The 14756-nt window shown below is 69.5% G+C and carries 15 protein-coding genes; 10 read left to right on the top strand and 5 right to left on the bottom strand.

Annotation, left to right across the window (positions count from 1 at the left end):
• Positions 1-16: 16 nt before the first annotated feature.
• From ACIBKY_RS29245 to pyrR, 3 genes are read right to left on the bottom strand one after another with little or no spacing between them, the layout of a single operon-like run.
• Positions 17-1306, bottom strand: coding sequence for a dihydroorotase (locus ACIBKY_RS29245; protein WP_397101431.1), 1290 nt, complete (start codon positions 1304-1306; stop codon positions 17-19).
• On the bottom strand, positions 1303-2220 hold the full coding sequence (locus ACIBKY_RS29240) for an aspartate carbamoyltransferase catalytic subunit (protein WP_379616470.1): 918 nt from the start codon (positions 2218-2220) through the stop codon (positions 1303-1305). The genes ACIBKY_RS29245 and ACIBKY_RS29240 overlap by 4 nt, the downstream gene beginning before the upstream one ends.
• Positions 2217-2750, bottom strand: a complete 534-nt coding sequence (gene pyrR / locus ACIBKY_RS29235; RefSeq protein WP_184960632.1) for a bifunctional pyr operon transcriptional regulator/uracil phosphoribosyltransferase PyrR — start codon at positions 2748-2750, stop codon at positions 2217-2219. Before pyrR ends, ACIBKY_RS29240 begins: the two co-directional genes overlap by 4 nt.
• A 149-nt stretch (positions 2751-2899) precedes the next feature.
• Between pyrR and ACIBKY_RS29230 the strand changes: the two genes are divergently transcribed.
• The 9 genes from ACIBKY_RS29230 (at position 2900) to ACIBKY_RS29190 (ending at position 11973) form a co-directional block, all read left to right on the top strand.
• Complete coding sequence (locus tag ACIBKY_RS29230) at positions 2900-3805, top strand: F0F1 ATP synthase subunit gamma (protein ID WP_397101428.1); 906 nt, start codon at positions 2900-2902, stop codon at positions 3803-3805.
• Between the two features lie 67 nt (positions 3806-3872).
• On the top strand, positions 3873-4115 hold the full coding sequence (locus tag ACIBKY_RS29225) for a DUF3040 domain-containing protein (RefSeq protein WP_397101426.1): 243 nt from the start codon (positions 3873-3875) through the stop codon (positions 4113-4115).
• Between the two features lie 108 nt (positions 4116-4223).
• On the top strand, positions 4224-5621 hold the full coding sequence (locus ACIBKY_RS29220) for an amino acid permease (protein ID WP_397101424.1): 1398 nt from the start codon (positions 4224-4226) through the stop codon (positions 5619-5621).
• 15 nt (positions 5622-5636) lie between these two features.
• On the top strand, positions 5637-6881 hold the full coding sequence (locus ACIBKY_RS29215) for an arginine deiminase (RefSeq protein WP_397101422.1): 1245 nt from the start codon (positions 5637-5639) through the stop codon (positions 6879-6881).
• 26 nt (positions 6882-6907) lie between these two features.
• Entirely contained in the window at positions 6908-7912 is a 1005-nt protein-coding gene (gene argF, locus ACIBKY_RS29210; protein ID WP_397101420.1) for an ornithine carbamoyltransferase, read from the top strand.
• Between the two features lie 5 nt (positions 7913-7917).
• On the top strand, positions 7918-8853 hold the full coding sequence (gene arcC, locus ACIBKY_RS29205) for a carbamate kinase (RefSeq protein ID WP_397101418.1): 936 nt from the start codon (positions 7918-7920) through the stop codon (positions 8851-8853).
• 40 nt (positions 8854-8893) lie between these two features.
• On the top strand, positions 8894-10315 hold the full coding sequence (locus ACIBKY_RS29200; RefSeq protein WP_379621379.1) for an amino acid permease: 1422 nt from the start codon (positions 8894-8896) through the stop codon (positions 10313-10315).
• A complete protein-coding gene (locus ACIBKY_RS29195; protein ID WP_397101416.1) occupies positions 10312-11178 on the top strand; it encodes a universal stress protein in 867 nt (288 codons plus the stop codon). Before ACIBKY_RS29200 ends, ACIBKY_RS29195 begins: the two co-directional genes overlap by 4 nt.
• A gap of 300 nt (positions 11179-11478) precedes the next feature.
• Entirely contained in the window at positions 11479-11973 is a 495-nt protein-coding gene (locus ACIBKY_RS29190; RefSeq protein ID WP_026214021.1) for a transcriptional regulator, read from the top strand.
• Between the two features lie 584 nt (positions 11974-12557).
• Here ACIBKY_RS29190 and ACIBKY_RS29185 read toward each other — a convergent pair.
• Together ACIBKY_RS29185 and ACIBKY_RS29180 are read right to left on the bottom strand one after the other, a co-directional pair.
• Entirely contained in the window at positions 12558-12998 is a 441-nt protein-coding gene (locus tag ACIBKY_RS29185) for a protein-tyrosine phosphatase family protein (protein WP_397101414.1), read from the bottom strand.
• 749 nt (positions 12999-13747) lie between these two features.
• The gene (locus ACIBKY_RS29180; RefSeq protein ID WP_397101412.1) at positions 13748-14194 is read right to left on the bottom strand and encodes an SAV_6107 family HEPN domain-containing protein; all 447 of its coding nucleotides are present in this window, start codon (positions 14192-14194) and stop codon (positions 13748-13750) included.
• A 289-nt stretch (positions 14195-14483) separates the two neighbouring features.
• On the opposite strand from ACIBKY_RS29180, the gene ACIBKY_RS29175 reads away from it, so the two are divergent.
• A partial coding sequence (locus ACIBKY_RS29175) for a hypothetical protein (protein WP_397101410.1) occupies positions 14484-14756 on the top strand: 273 nt, incomplete at its 3' end.

Below are 14756 nucleotides of genomic sequence, written 5' to 3'. Positions count from 1 at the left end.
GCGCCCACGTCCTGTGTCACACCAGCTTCCCTTCCAGAACGGTGGGCCTGCCCCGGAGGAAGGTGGCGACGACCCGGCCCGGGAGGGTCATCCCTTCGTACGGGGTGTTGCGGCTCTTGGAGGCGAAGGCGCGCGGGTCGACCTCGGTGCGGGCGCCCGGGTCGTACAGGGTGATGTTGGCCGGGGCGCCGGCCTCGATCGGGTTGCCGTGGCCGGACAGGCGGCCGATCTCGGCGGGCTTGAGCGACATGCGCTCGGCCACGCCCGCCCAGTCGAGCAGGCCGGTGTCGACCATGGCCTCCTGGACGACGCTGAGCGCGGTCTCCAGGCCGATCATGCCCATGGCGGCCGCCGCCCACTCGGTCTCCTTGTCCTCGACCGGGTGCGGCGCGTGGTCGGTGGCGACCACGTCGATGGTCCCGTCGGCCAGGGCCGCGCGCAGCGCCTCGACGTCGGCGCGGGTACGCAGCGGCGGGTTGACCTTGTAGATCGGGTTGTAGGAGCCGTTGGGCGACTCCTCGACCAGTTCGTCGGTCAGCAGCAGGTGGTGCGGAGTGACCTCGGCGGTGACGTTCCAGCCCTTGGACTTGGCCCAGCGCAGGATCTCCACCGAGCCCGCGGTGGAGACGTGGCAGATGTGCAGGCGGGAGCCGACGTGCGCGGCCAGCAGGCAGTCACGGGCGATGATCGCCTCCTCGGCCACGGCGGGCCATCCGGCCAGGCCGAGCCGGCCGGAGATGACGCCCTCGTTCATCTGGGCGCCGGAGGTGAGGCGGGGCTCCTGGGCGTGCTGGGCGACGACGCCGTCGAAGGCCTTGACATACTCCAGCGCGCGGCGCATGAGCACGGCGTCGTCGACGCAGTGGCCGTCGTCGGAGAAGACGCGCACGCGGGCGGCGGAGTCGGCCATGGCGCCGAGCTCGGCCAGCTGCCTGCCCTCCAGGCCGACGGTGACGGCGCCGACGGGCTGCACGTCGCAGTAGCCGCCCTCCTGGCCGAGCCGGTAGACCTGCTCGACGACGCCGGCGGTGTCGGCGACGGGCGAGGTGTTGGCCATGGCGTGCACGGCGGTGTAGCCGCCGCGGGCGGCCGACTGGGTGCCGGTCAGGACGGTCTCGGCGTCCTCGCGGCCGGGCTCGCGCAGGTGGGTGTGCAGGTCGACCAGGCCGGGCAGCGCGATCGCGCCGCGGCCGTCGACGATCTCCTCGGTGCCCTGGAGCCCCGTGCCGACCTCGGTGATGGTTCCGCCGGAGACGCGGATGTCGGCGGGCTCGCCGCCGAGGACGCGGACGTTGCGAATGATCATGCGGACTCTCCCCCGAGGAGCAGGTACAGGACGGCCATGCGGGTGGTCACGCCGTTGGCGACCTGCTCGACGATGGTCGAGCGCGGGGAGTCGGCCACGTCGGCGGCGATCTCCATGCCCCGGTTCATCGGGCCGGGGTGCATCACGATGGCGTCGTCCGGCATCTTGGCGAAGCGGTCGCGGTCAAGGCCGTAGCGCCTGGAGTACTCGCGCTCGCTGGGGAAGTAGGCGGCGTTCATGCGCTCCTTCTGCACGCGGAGCATCATGACCACGTCCGACTTGGGCAGCACCGCGTCGAGGTCGTAGGAGACCTCGCAGGGCCAGGTGCCGACCGAGACCGGCAGCAGCGTGGGCGGGGCGACCAGCGTCACGTCGGCGCCGAGCGTGGCCAGAAGCAGCACGTTCGAGCGGGCCACGCGCGAGTGGAGCACGTCACCCACGATGGTGATCTTGCGGCCTTCCAGCGAGCCGAGGCGGCGGCGCATGGAGAAGGCGTCGAGCAGGGCCTGCGTGGGGTGCTCGTGGGTGCCGTCGCCGGCGTTGACGACGCTGCCGCGCACCCAGTTGGCCAGGCGGTGCGGCGCGCCGGAGGCGCCGTGGCGGATGACGACCGCGTCGGCGCCCATGGCCTCCAGGGTCAGCGCGGTGTCCTTGAGCGACTCGCCCTTGGAGACGCTGGAGCCCTTGGCGGAGAAGTTGATGACGTCGGCCGACAGGCGCTTGGCCGCGGCCTCGAAGCTGATGCGGGTGCGGGTGGAGTCCTCGAAGAACAGGTTGACCACCGTACGGCCGCGCAGCGTCGGCAGCTTCTTGATGGACCGTTCCGAGACGGCCGCCAGTTCCTCGGCGGTGTCGAGGATGAGCAGCGCGTCGTCCTTGGACAGGTCCGCGGCGGAAATGAGGTGCTTGTTCACTTGATCAACTCCACTGCGTCGCGCCCGTCGATTTCGTCGAGGAAGACCTTGACCTTCTCGCTCTTGGCGGTCGGCAGGTTCTTCCCGACGTAGTCGGCGCGGATGGGGAGCTCGCGGTGTCCCCTGTCGACCAGCGTGGCGAGCTGCACGGCCGTCGGGCGGCCCAGGTCGTTGAGCGCGTCGAGCGCGGCGCGGACGGTGCGGCCGGAGTAGAGCACGTCGTCGACGAGCACGACGGTCCTGCCGTCGACGCCGTCCGGCGGAAGCTCCGTGTGGCCGAGGGGGCGGGCGGGCTTGAGCCGCAGATCGTCGCGGTACATCGTGATGTCGATCGAGCCGACGGGGATCTTCACGCCTTCGAACTGCTCGATCCGCTCACCGAGGCGGCGGGCCAGGGTCACGCCGCGGGTCGGGATGCCGAGGAGGACGACGCCGTCGGCGCCCTTGGTGCGCTCGAGGATCTCGTGCGCGATCCGGGTCAGCGCCCGGTGGATGTCCGGGCCTTCGAGAACGGCCCTTGATTCGGACATGGGAAATCATCACCACCTTCCCCGCCTCACGGGACGGGACTTAAAAGGGTGTCGGTCGGGACACACAGTACCAGGCGCCACCAGCCACGATGCGGCGCCCCCTCGGCGCGTTAGCCTGATCACGCACACCATGTAGTCGGGGGGTCACATTGGGTGCTCAGCTACGCCTGATCAGGCAGCGGATCAAGTCCGTGAAGTCGACAGCGAAGATCACACGAGCTCAGGAGCTGATCGCCTCGTCGCGGGTGGGCAAGGCCCGCGACCGCGCCGACGCGGCGCAGCCGTACGCGCGGGAGATCTCCGCGGCGGTCTCGGCGCTCGTCAGCCACCACATGAAGATGAACCACGCGCTGCTCAACGAGCGGCCGGACACCTCGCGCGTGGCGGTGCTGGTGCTGACCAGCGACCGGGGGTTCGCCGGCGGCTACAACCACAACGTCATCAAGAACGGCCAGGCCCTGCACGCCATGTTCGAGGCGCAGGGCAAGGAGCCGCTCTTCTACGTGGTGGGCCGCAAGGGGGTCGACTGGTTCCGCTTCCGCGGCCGGGAGATGGCCGGGCACTGGGCGGGGATGAGCGGCCGGCCGGGCTACGACACCGCCGCCGAGATCGGCAAGACGCTCATCTCGGCCTTCGACCTGCCGACCAGGGACGGCGGCGTGGGCGAGGTGCACGTGGTCTACACGGAGTTCGTCTCGATGCTGACGCAGGCGCCGCGCGTCACCAGGATCCTGCCGCTGCAGGTGGAGGAGGTCGAGGGTGAGGCGGGTACGGACTCGGGGCCGCCCAAGGCGCCCTACGAGTTCGATCCCTCGCCGGAGGCGGTGCTGGACGAGATGCTGCAGAAGTACGTGCGCTCGCGGATCTGGTACATGCTGCTGTCGTCGGCGGCGGCCGAGCACGCGGCCCGCCGTACCGCGATGATGGCGGCGACCGAGAACGCGCACGAGCTCGTCGAGAAGCTCACGCGCGAGGCCAACGAGGCGCGGCAGGCGGAGATCACGACGGAGATCACCGAGATCGTCGGCGGCGCGGAGGCGCTCAAGCACTCCTGACGGATTTGGCATAATCGGACAAAACATTATAAAACCTCCTTCAAAGTCTTTTGGGGGAGGTTTCATCATGGCGCTGTCCGCGCGCGAGCAAACGGTCCTGGACGCGATCGCCCGCCAGATCGCGGTGGAGGACCCGGCGCTGGTCAAGGACCTCTCCGAGCACGGCAGCGGGGTCGTGACCGCCGAGCGCATCCCCCAGACCTGGGACGCCTGGCCCGTGGCGCTGATCGCGCTGTGCCTCGCGGTCTTCACGGTCGTGCTGCTGCTGAGCGGTTCACCGTCCGATCTGCCGCATCCCGTGATCAGGTAATTTCCGGACAAGGCCCCGTGTCAGCACTCTGAGTGCCGGGCACGTCACCGTGAGTCGCACGCGTTCCGCCTGCGGCTTTCCGCGGGACGACGTGCACGGGGGCACCGCATGGGGGAACCACGACCGCCCGAGGGCGGTGTCACGACCGCGGTTCCCACCGAGACCGCTCCCGGCTCCGGCGGGCTCGGGCTCGGCTCGGCCATCGCGCTCATCATCGGCAACGTCGTCGGCACCGGAATCTTCCTGCTGCCGGCCTCCCTGGCCGCCTTCGGCACCGTCAGCCTCGTCGCCATGGTCGTGGTCACGATCGGCGCCATCGCCATGGCCATGGTCTTCGGCAAGCTCGGCGAGCGCATCCCCGCCGGCGGCGGCCCCTACGCCTACGCGCGCAGCGCCTTCGGCGAGTTCGCCGGGTTCTGGAACGCCTGGTCGTTCTGGCTGACGGCGTGGATCGGCAACGCCGCGATCGCCGTCGCCTGGGTCGGCTACGTCCAGTACTTCGCCGGGCAGGTCTTCGGCCTCGACTGGAACAGCGTGCCCGCCGCCATCGTCATCGGGCTGGTCGGCCTGTGGATCCCGGCGGTCGTCAACCTGATGGGCGCCAGGAACATGGCCGCCTTCCAGCTCGTCACCACGATCCTGAAGTTCGCCCCGCTGCTGTTCGTCGGCATCATCGGGCTCTTCTTCATCCAGGGCGCCAACTTCGGCGCGTTCAACGCCACCGACGGCAACTGGGTCGGCGCCATCTCGATGGCGGGCGCGGTCGCCCTGTTCATCTACTCCGGCGTCGAGAGCGTGTCCATCGCCGCCGAGAAGATCAGGAACCCCGAGCGCAACATCGGCAGGGCCAGCGTCATCGGCGTGCTCGCCTGCGCCGTGCTGTACATCCTGAGCACCGTCGCCGTCATGGGCACCGTGCCGCACGATCGCCTGGTCAACTCCACGGCGCCGTTCGCCGACGCGCTCAACAACATGTTCGGCGGCTCGGCCGGCGGCATCCTCATGGCCGCCTGCGCGATCGTCTCCGGCATCGGCGCGCTGAACGGCTGGACCATGCTGGTGGCCGAGATGCCGCTGGCCGCGGCCAAGGACGGCATGTTCCCGCCGGTCTTCGGCAGGGTCTCGCGCCGGGGCGTACCGGCAGCGGGCATCCTGGCCGGCACCATCCTGACCTCGGTGATGCTGCTGGTCGGCTACGCCTCGGAGAACGCCTTCAACACCATCGTGCTGCTGGCCTCCTTCACCACGGTCATCCCGTACTTCTTCTCCGCCGCCGCCCAGATCTTCTGGCTGGCCACCGGCGGACGCCTGGTCGACAGGCGCCGCCTGGCCAGGGACATGGTCATCGCGGTGGTCGCGCTGCTGTTCGCGTTCTGGATGGCCTTCGGCTCCGGCGCCGAGGCGGTACTCGGCGGGACGCTCATGCTCCTCGTGGGTGTTCCGGTCTACATCTGGGTCAAGTCCAAGAGGGGCGAGTACGGCCCGCGTGACGCCCGCGTTTCCTGAGGGGATAGAGAAGAAATGACCTTTCACGTCGATTCCGAGGTGGGCAAGCTCCACCAGGTGATGCTGCACAAGCCCGAGCTGGCCCTGAAGCGCCTCACACCCACCAACAAGGACGAGTTCCTCTTCGACGACGTCCTGTGGGTGCAACGGGCGCTTGAGGAGCACGAGGAGTGGCAGCAGGTCCTGCGCGACCGCGGCATCAAGGTCTACATGCTGGCCGACCTCCTGCGCGAGACCCTCGACATCCCGGAGGCGCGCAAGCACGTGCTGGAGCACGTGGTCGACGAGCGCTGGATCGGCCCGCTGGCCGTGGACGCCGTGCGCAACGTCCTGGACGCCATGCCGTCGGCCGAACTCCAGCAGTACCTGACCGGCGGCATCACCAAGGGCGAGCTGATGGAGCGCGGGGTCGACCCCAAGAGCGTCGCCTACCACGTGCTGGAGGTGTCCGACTTCGTCCTGCCGCCGCTGCCCAACCACCTGTTCACCCGCGACACCTCCTGCTGGATCTACAACGGCGTCTCGATCAACGCCATGAAGAAGAAGGCCCGCCAGGCCGAGACGATCAACCTGGAGGCCGTCTACCGCTACCACCCGGTCTTCGCCGCCGGGTTCCGCCGTCCCGAGGCGGGCGGCTTCAACGTGTGGATGCCCGGCACGGCGGTCGCCCCGGCCACGATGGAGGGCGGGGACGTGCTGGTCATCGGGCGCGGGGCCGTACTCATCGGCATGAGCGAGCGCACCCAGCCGCAGGCGGTGGAGATGCTCGCGCGCAACCTCTTCAAGCACAACGGCGCCAAGAAGATCGTGGCGCTCAACATGCCGAAGGCCCGCGCCTTCATGCACCTCGACACGGTGATGACCAACGTGGACGTCGGCGTGTTCACCAAGTACGCCGGCCTCGGCATGCTGCCCTCCTACACGATCGAGCCCGGCGACAACGACAAGGAACTCAAGGTCACCGACCACCGCCCCGAGGACATGCACAAGGCGATCGCGCGCGCCCTGGATCTGGACGACATCAAGGTCCTGACCGCCCACCAGGACGTCTACGCCGCCGAGCGGGAGCAGTGGGACGACGGCTGCAACGTGCTGGCCATCGAGCCCGGCGTGGTCGTCGCCTACGAGCGCAACACCACCACCAACAACTTCCTCCGCTCGGAGGGCATCGAAGTGATCACCATCAGGGGCAGCGAGCTCGGCAGGGGGCGCGGCGGCCCGCGCTGCATGAGCTGCCCGCTGGAACGCGACGGCATCTGACCTTTCAGGTTCTCGGGGGGAACTTCATGGCATTCAACCTGCGCGGGCGCAGCTTTCTCAAGGAACTGGACTTCACGCCAGAGGAGTTCGGGTTCCTGCTGCGCCTGGCGGCCGACCTGAAGGCGGCCAAGTACGCCGGCGTCGAACAGCAGCGGCTCAAGGGCAAGAACATCGCCCTGATCTTCGAGAAGTCCTCGACCCGCACCCGGTGCGCGTTCGAGGTGGCCGCCCACGACCAGGGCGCGCACGTCACCTACCTGGACCCGTCCGGCTCACAGATGGGCCACAAGGAGTCGGTCAAGGACACCGCCCGGGTGCTCGGCCGGATGTTCGACGGCATCGAGTACCGGGGCAGCGCCCAGTCCAACGTGGAAGAGCTCGCCCTGTACTCGGGCGTACCGGTGTGGAACGGGCTCACCGACGAGTGGCATCCCACGCAGATGCTCGCCGACATGCTCACCATGAAGGAGCACAGCGACAAGCCGCTGCACGACATCTCCTTCGCCTACCTCGGCGACGCCCGCAACAACATGGGCAACTCGCTGCTGGTCACCGGTGCGATGTTCGGCATGGACGTACGGCTGGTCGCCCCCAAGGCGCTGCAGCCCGACAGGCAGATGGTCGTCAAGCCGGCCAAGGACCTCGCCAAGCAGACCGGGGCCACGGTCACCATCACCGACGACGTGGCCAAGGGCGTCAAGGGCGTCGACTACCTCTACACCGACGTGTGGGTGTCGATGGGCGAGCCCAAGGAGGTCTGGGACGAGCGGATCAAGCTGCTGAAGCCGTACCAGATCAACGACAAGGTGGTGAAGGCCACCGGCAACTCCAAGGTGAAGTTCATGCACTGCCTGCCGGCCTTCCACAACCGGGAGACGAAGGTCGGCGAGGACATCTACGAGAAGACCGGCCTGGACGCCCTGGAGGTGACCGAGAGCGTCTTCGAGTCGCCGCGCTCGATCGTCTTCGACGAGGCGGAGAACCGCCTGCACACGATCAAGGCCATCATGGTGGCCACCCTCGGGGACTGACCGCGATGCGCGTCATCGTCGCCCTCGGGGGCAACGCGCTGCTCAAGCGCGGGGACCGGCCGGACGCCGACACCCAGATCGCCAACGTCAACATCGCGGTGAAGACGCTGGCCAAGCTGGCGGAAGAGCATGAGCTGATCATCACCCACGGCAACGGCCCCCAGGTCGGGATGCTGGCGCTGGAGAGCGCCGCCGACACCAATCTGACCCGGGCCTACTCCTTCGACACGCTCGGCGCCGAGACCCAGGGCATGATCGGCTACTGGATGCTGCAGGCCCTGCAGAACGCCCTGCCGGGCCGGCAGGTCATGGCGCTGGTCACCCAGACGCTCGTCTCGGCGGTCGACCCGGCCTTCGACAACCCGACCAAGTTCGTCGGCCAGGTCTACGAGCAGGCCGAGGCCGAGAAGCTGGCCAGGGAGAACGGCTGGGTGGTCAGGCAGGACGGCCCGTACTGGCGCCGCGTGGTGCCTTCTCCCGCGCCGCAGCGCGTGGTGGAGACCCGGCTGATCCGCAAGGCCGTACGCGACGGCGTCGTGGTGGTCTGCGCGGGCGGCGGCGGCATCCCGGTCGTCCGCGACGCCCAGGGCCGGCTGTCCGGGGTCGAGGCCGTCATCGACAAGGACCTGACCGCGTCGATGCTGGCCGAGGCGCTGGACTGCGATGCGTTCCTGATCCTCACCGACGTGCCGAGGGTCATGAAGGACTTCGGCACGCCACAGCAGAGCGAGATCGGGCACACCACTCCGTACGAACTGCGCTCCATCGACTTCCCCGCCGGCTCGATGGGGCCGAAGGTGGAAGCCGTGTGCAGGTTCGTGGAGACCACGGGTGACATGGCCGCGATCGGCAAACTCGACCAGGCCGTCGAGATCCTCAAGGGGAAGGCGGGCACGATCATCACGCCGAGCGCCACCTGGCCGTTGACGAGCACGCTTTAGTCGCATCGGGGCCGCTGGCCCCTTCTTTGGGGAGGTGCCGGTGGCACTGACACAGTTGTTCCGCATCAAGCCGACGGACGAGATCGTCTCGGAGGCCGGCAGGGGCGAGGGCGGCGAGCTACGGCGCACGATGGGCCTGTGGCAGCTGACCCTCTTCAGCGTCGGCGCCACGCTCGGCACGGGCATCTTCGTCATCCTCGGCCAGGCCGTGCCGAAGGCGGGCCCGGCGGTGGTGCTGGCGTTCGTGCTGGCCGCCATCACGGCCCTGTTCTCCGCGCTGAGCTACGCCGAGCTGGCCGGGACCATCCCGGTGTCCGGCTCGTCCTACTCCTACGCCTACGCCACGCTCGGCGAGATCGTGGCCTGGGTCTGCGGCTGGTGTCTCATGCTGGAGTACGCCGTGTCGGTCGCGGCCGTGGCCGTCGGCTGGGGCGAGTACCTCAACACGTTCCTGCAGGGGCTGTTCGGCTGGCAGCTGCCCGCCGCGATCACCCACTCCCCCGGCGACAAGGGCGGCGTCGTCAACGTGACCGCCATCCTCATCGTGCTGCTGGCCACCTGGCTGCTGCTCGGCGGCTCCTCCGAGTCGGCCACCGCCAACGTGGTCTTCGTGCTCATCAAGGTCGCGGTGCTGGCGTTCTTCTGCGTGGTGGCGTTCACCGCCTTCCAGTCGAAGAACTTCACCCCGTTCGCCCCGCTGGGCGTCCTGGGCATCACCGCCGCCGCCTCACAGGTCTTCTTCTCCTATATCGGCTTCGACGCCGCCTCCACCGCCGGTGAGGAGGCCAAGAACCCCAAGCGCGACCTGCCGCTGGCGATCATCTTCTCCCTGGTGATCGTGACGGCGATCTACGTCCTGGTGGCGGTCGCCGCCATCGGCGCCATGCCGTGGACCGACTTCGACCCCGAGAACACCGAGGCCAGCCTCGCCGTCATCGTCGACATGGCCACCGGCGCCACCTGGCCCGGCCTGGTCGTCTCCTTCGGCGCGGTCATCGCCATCGCCAGCGTCGTGCTCACCGTCATGTACGGCCAGACCCGCATCCTGTTCGCGATGTCGCGCGACGGGCTGATCCCGAAGGTGTTCCAGAAGGTCAACCCGCGCCGCCAGGTCCCGGTCGCCAACACGCTGATCGTCACGTTGTTCATCAGCGTCCTGGCCGGGCTCATCCCGCTCGGGCAACTGGCCGAGGCCACCAGCATCGGCACCCTGTTCGCCTTCGCCATCGTCAACGTCGGCGTGATCGTGCTCCGCCGTACCCGGCCCGACCTGCCGCGCAACTTCAAGACGCCGCTGTTCCCGATCACGCCGATCCTCGGCGTGATCATGTGCGTGGTCGTGATGGCGGGCCTGCAGGGCGTCACGTGGCTGGCGTTCGCGCTGTGGATGGCCGTCGGTTTCATCTGCTATTTCCTGTACGGCTACCGCCACTCCAGGCTCCGCACGGAGGTGCCCCGATGAAGATCGAGAACGTGCTGACCGGCTTCATCGCCGAACCCCGTGGACGTGACGGGCTGGCGCTCGCCGTACTCCTGGCCAGGCAGGCGAGGGCGAAGCTGACGGTCGCGACCGTGCAGCCGCCCGCCTGGAACACGCCCGGACCCGCCAAGGCCGACGAGAGCGCCTGGCGCGCCTACCTGCGCGAGCAGTCGGACGCGACGCTGGAGCAGGCGCGCGAGCTGGCCGGCGACGACGCGGACTACGTCGTCCACACCAACAAGGGCAGCGGGCGCGGCCTGGTGGAGCTGGCCCGCAAGCGCGAGGCGGACGTCGTCGTGATCGGCTCCGCGCCCTCGGGCGCCAAGGGCCGCATCTCGCTGGGCAGCACCGCCGACCAGCTGCTGCACTCCTCGTCGGTTCCGGTACTGCTGGCGCCCAAGGGCTGGTCGGAGGACCCGCCGGCCGAGTTCCAGCGCCTCACCGTCGCCTACCGGCGCGGCCCCGGCTGCGACCACGCGGTCGCCGAGGCGGCGCGGGCGGCGGTGAGCCTGGACGTCCCGCTGCGGCTGGTCACGCTGGTCGTGAGCAGTGCCAAGAAGGCGAAGATCGAGCAGGAGATGTCCGAACGGCTGCGCGAGCAGGCGGCGGCGGACCTGAAGGCGGCCGCGCGCGGGCAGCGCCGCAAGCTGCAGGTGGACGTGGAGATCCTGGAGGGCAGGAACGTGGCCCAGGCCCTGGGCGCGGCCACGTGGCTGGACGGCGAGCTGATCATCTGCGCGTCGAGTAGTTCCGGGCCGCTGCGCCGGGTCTTTCTGGGCGACACCTCCATCAAAATCGTCAAGGCGGCAACATGCCCCGTGATGATCCTGACTCGAGAGCCATAGCTGGATATCCCTCGTCAAACTATGACGAAGTACTGTTATCAACGGGACAAGAGGGGCGTTTGAGGCGATCCATACCGGACCGGATTCGGCATCTTTTTTCCAATCAGCTTGACCTTCGGCTTAACCCCCTTTACCGTCACTGTGCGTAACCACTTTGCGCGGCGTTCTGGGGTAAACCCGGGGCCATGGCTACCGATGGTGCCGAGCTTGGCACCAGACCCCCCGGTGGCCGCGGCAATCGTCGCAAAGGCGCACAATCTACTGAGAGCAGTACATAACACGAGCCGGGGGGCCACAACGATGCCGTCTGAGTACGCAAAGTCGCTGGGTGCACGACTCCGCGCGATCCGCACCCAGCAGGGGCTTTCCCTGCACGGGGTCGAGGAGAAGTCGCGCGGACGCTGGAAAGCCGTGGTCGTGGGCTCCTATGAGCGCGGCGACCGGGCCGTCACGGTGCAGAAGCTTGCCGAGCTTGCCGACTTCTACGGGGTACCGGTGTCCGAGCTGCTGCCGGGCGGCGCCGCCCCCAGCCCGCTCGGCCCGACACCCAAGCTTGTGATCGACCTCGAGCGTCTGGCCACGCTGCCGAAGGAGAAGGCCGGGGCACTCGCCCGGTACGCGGCGACGATCCAGTCGCAGCGCGGTGACTACAACGGCAAGGTGCTCTCGATCCGGCAGGAGGACCTGCGCTCCCTTGCCGTGATCTATGACAAGTCGCCGAGTGAGCTGACCGAGGAACTGATCAGCTGGGGCGTACTCGACGCCGAGGCCCGGCGGGCGGTCGAGTCGTTCTGACCTGGTTCGTGAAAGGGCGCGCCTGAACCTCTCAGGCGCGCCCTTCGCGCTTCCCCGGGCCCTTTGTGGCGGCCGTGGGCCGGGGTGTGGTCATGCGGGCTCTCAGGGGCTTGGAGACCCGCCGGACCTTGGGTCGCCGCACCCCCTGCGTGCTCCCGGCACACGCGCCAGCCAGCCCGCCACCACTTGAGCTCGGGGGCACATGGAGCCCCTGGGCCCAGGCCTCGGGGGCACATGGAGCCCCCTTGAGGCCAGGCCTCGGGGCGCAAAGCCCCTTGAGGCCAGGCCTCGGGCGAAGGGCACAGGCTCGGCGACGTGCCGCTCGGCCTCGCCCACGGGGCTTGAGGACGACGTCGGTCTACGGGCTTGCCGGCATCCGCGGGAGCCCTTGGGGCGTGAGGGTGCCAGGTGGTGGGGCTGGTTGTGGGCTTGGCCGGTCAATGGGGCGCCGTCGCGGCGGGCACCACGTCCGGCGTGAGAAGCGATCCCCACGATCGGCGCCCGCTCACGTCGGCGGGTGGCGTGGGGGCGGCGGTGCCGTAACGGATGGGACACCTCGAAGCCACGTCCGCGGCCAGGCGCAGCTAGGTCACAAGGGAGGGAAACCTGGAGATCCACCGGCGCTGCCAGGGGGTTTCGACGGCGCGGGGGTGGTGGTGGGCGCGGGTCCAGGCGATCGCGTCGGCGGGGGCGAGGCCGGACAGCACGGCGAGGCACGACACGACCGTGCCCGTGCGACCCACTCCGCCTCCGCAGGCGACCTCGGCGCGTTCGCCCGTCTGGAGCCGTTCGTGCAGGGCCCGGATCAGGCGGACCGCTTCGCCCGTGTCGCGTGGCAGCAGGAAGTCCGGCCAGTCGATCCAGTCGTGTGGCCAGGTGTGTTCGTGCTTGCGTCGTAGCTTGGAGGTGCCGAGGTACAGGCCGTAGTCGGGGTCCGGCCCCTCCGGTACGGGGTTGCGCAGCCCGCGCCCGCGCACCCAGCCGCCGTCCGGCAACTGGATCGCGCCGGTGAGTCGATCGTTCATCCGGCGACGATAGACCCGCCCGCCCCCCTTCGGCCCGGCCCGGACGCTACGGCCGGCGCGGTCAACGCCATCGGTGACCGCACCGACCAGGCATGAAGGCGCCCGCCCCGGGCCAGATCGGCCCTTAGCGAAACCACCGAGCCCTGCCCGGCACACCGGGCTTCGGCCACATCCGCCAACTGTCAACACACATGCTGCCTGGGCATGGGGGCTCCCACCCGACGGCGCGCTGTCCCCGGGCAGGCGACGCGTCCCTGCCGGCGAACTGTCGGCGCCGAGCCCGCGGATGCCTGATGGCGTGCCGCCGCCGCCAGGTGCCGGATGGTGTGCTGCCGCTGGGCAGGGGGTGCGTGCCTGATGGCGAACTGTCGGCGCCAGGTGCCGGATAGCGTGCTGCCGCCGGCGGGCGGCTCGTCTCTGATGGGGAACCGTCGCCGGCAGGCTCGCGGGTGCCGGATGGGCGCTGGGCGGTGCTGCGGTTGGCGGGGGTTGGTCGCTGGTGCCCCGGGGCGTGCGGCTGCCTGCCCCGGGTGGGCCCTGTTGTCTTGGGTGGGGCGCTGTTGTCCTGGGTGGCTTCGGTGGGCGGTGGGTGGGTCGTCGTCAGGCGATCCGGTTTGCCGGGCCGCCCTTGCTGCCTGGGCTATGTGCGGGAGCCCGGGGCGGACCGGGGCGCGCTGGGGTGGTGTTGGGGTGCCCCCTCGCCGGTAGCGGGAGCAGGCATGGGGGAAGGCCATGCCGTGGTGCTCGTGCTAGCCGGCGAGGGGGATGTCCATGGGGAGCTGGGGCTGGGCGGGGACGCCCAGGAGGGACTCGGCCGTCGTGACGAACGTCTCGGCCTCGGCCAGGAGTTCGTCGGCGTCGGCCGAGGTGATGCCGCGGACCACGCCCGCCTCGGCAGCGGCGCGCTTGGCGGCGCTCTGCGCGAAGTAGGCGGCCCACGGGGCAAGGTCGGGTTCGGCTTCTGGCAGGAGCTCCCAGGCGCTGCGCAGGCGGCGTCTGCGGCCCTCCATCGGCCTCGGGTGGGCGGCCAGGATCGCGGCGGACGCTCTCAGCGCCGCCATGTGGGCCGCCACATATCGTGTCGCCGGGGTGCGGGCCGTCATCGCCTCGGCCAGGCAGGCACGTGAATCCGCCAGGTGTGCCCGCACCGCGGGCGACAGCCGGGGGCCGGTGTTGTCTGTCTGCCGTCGGGACATCTTGCGCGCCTCCTTGGGGTTATGGGGGCTGCCGGCGCTTCCACCGGTGGTGCTAACAATTTCAGAGCCCACCGACATTTCCGCCGGGCGGCCGGACGAGGAGCTTCCCCTCACCCCGTCCGGCCGGGACGCGCCCACTCGTCTCCGCCGACGACGAGGACACGCCCTTCGCCCGTGGACCCTGATCGCGGACCCCGCCATGGGGGAGGCGGTTCGCCCGCGACCAGGACCTGCAGACGCGAGCCGCGAGCCCCGCGTCCAGCATCGAACATAATTTCGATCACGTTGGATGTCAACCGATTCTGCGAACACGGGTTCGATCAGCGACACGGTTCCCAGCTCCGGCACACCGAACCCCACCAACGCCGCCCGATACACCCCCGACCCCCAGGCGGCACTCCGTCGCCCCACCCACAAACCCCGCGAAGCCGCTCCCCGCCCCCGGCACCAGAGCGCTCAAGGCGAAGGCGAAGGCGAAGGCGAAGGCGAAGGCGAAGGCGAAGGCGAAGGCGAAGGCGAAGGCGAAGGCGAAGGCGAAGGCGAAGGCGAAGGCGAAGGCGAA

The organism is Nonomuraea sp. NPDC050394, from assembly GCF_044459065.1.
Classification (GTDB): domain Bacteria; phylum Actinomycetota; class Actinomycetes; order Streptosporangiales; family Streptosporangiaceae; genus Nonomuraea.
Note: the sequence above shows the minus strand (reverse complement) of the source record. Positions and strands in the feature narration are given on the sequence as shown.

Coding starts and splice junctions, on each gene's coding strand:
- ACIBKY_RS29225 (WP_397101426.1), top strand. CDS start 3,873: ATGGCGCTGTCCGCGCGCGAGCAAACGGTCCTGGACGCGATCGCCCGC.
- ACIBKY_RS29195 (WP_397101416.1), top strand. CDS start 10,312: ATGAAGATCGAGAACGTGCTGACCGGCTTCATCGCCGAACCCCGTGGA.
- argF (WP_397101420.1), top strand. CDS start 6,908: ATGGCATTCAACCTGCGCGGGCGCAGCTTTCTCAAGGAACTGGACTTC.
- arcC (WP_397101418.1), top strand. CDS start 7,918: ATGCGCGTCATCGTCGCCCTCGGGGGCAACGCGCTGCTCAAGCGCGGG.
- pyrR (WP_184960632.1), bottom strand. CDS start 2,750: ATGTCCGAATCAAGGGCCGTTCTCGAAGGCCCGGACATCCACCGGGCG.
- ACIBKY_RS29215 (WP_397101422.1), top strand. CDS start 5,637: ATGACCTTTCACGTCGATTCCGAGGTGGGCAAGCTCCACCAGGTGATG.
- ACIBKY_RS29185 (WP_397101414.1), bottom strand. CDS start 12,998: ATGAACGATCGACTCACCGGCGCGATCCAGTTGCCGGACGGCGGCTGG.
- ACIBKY_RS29245 (WP_397101431.1), bottom strand. CDS start 1,306: ATGATCATTCGCAACGTCCGCGTCCTCGGCGGCGAGCCCGCCGACATC.
- ACIBKY_RS29180 (WP_397101412.1), bottom strand. CDS start 14,194: ATGTCCCGACGGCAGACAGACAACACCGGCCCCCGGCTGTCGCCCGCG.
- ACIBKY_RS29190 (WP_026214021.1), top strand. CDS start 11,479: ATGCCGTCTGAGTACGCAAAGTCGCTGGGTGCACGACTCCGCGCGATC.
- ACIBKY_RS29220 (WP_397101424.1), top strand. CDS start 4,224: ATGGGGGAACCACGACCGCCCGAGGGCGGTGTCACGACCGCGGTTCCC.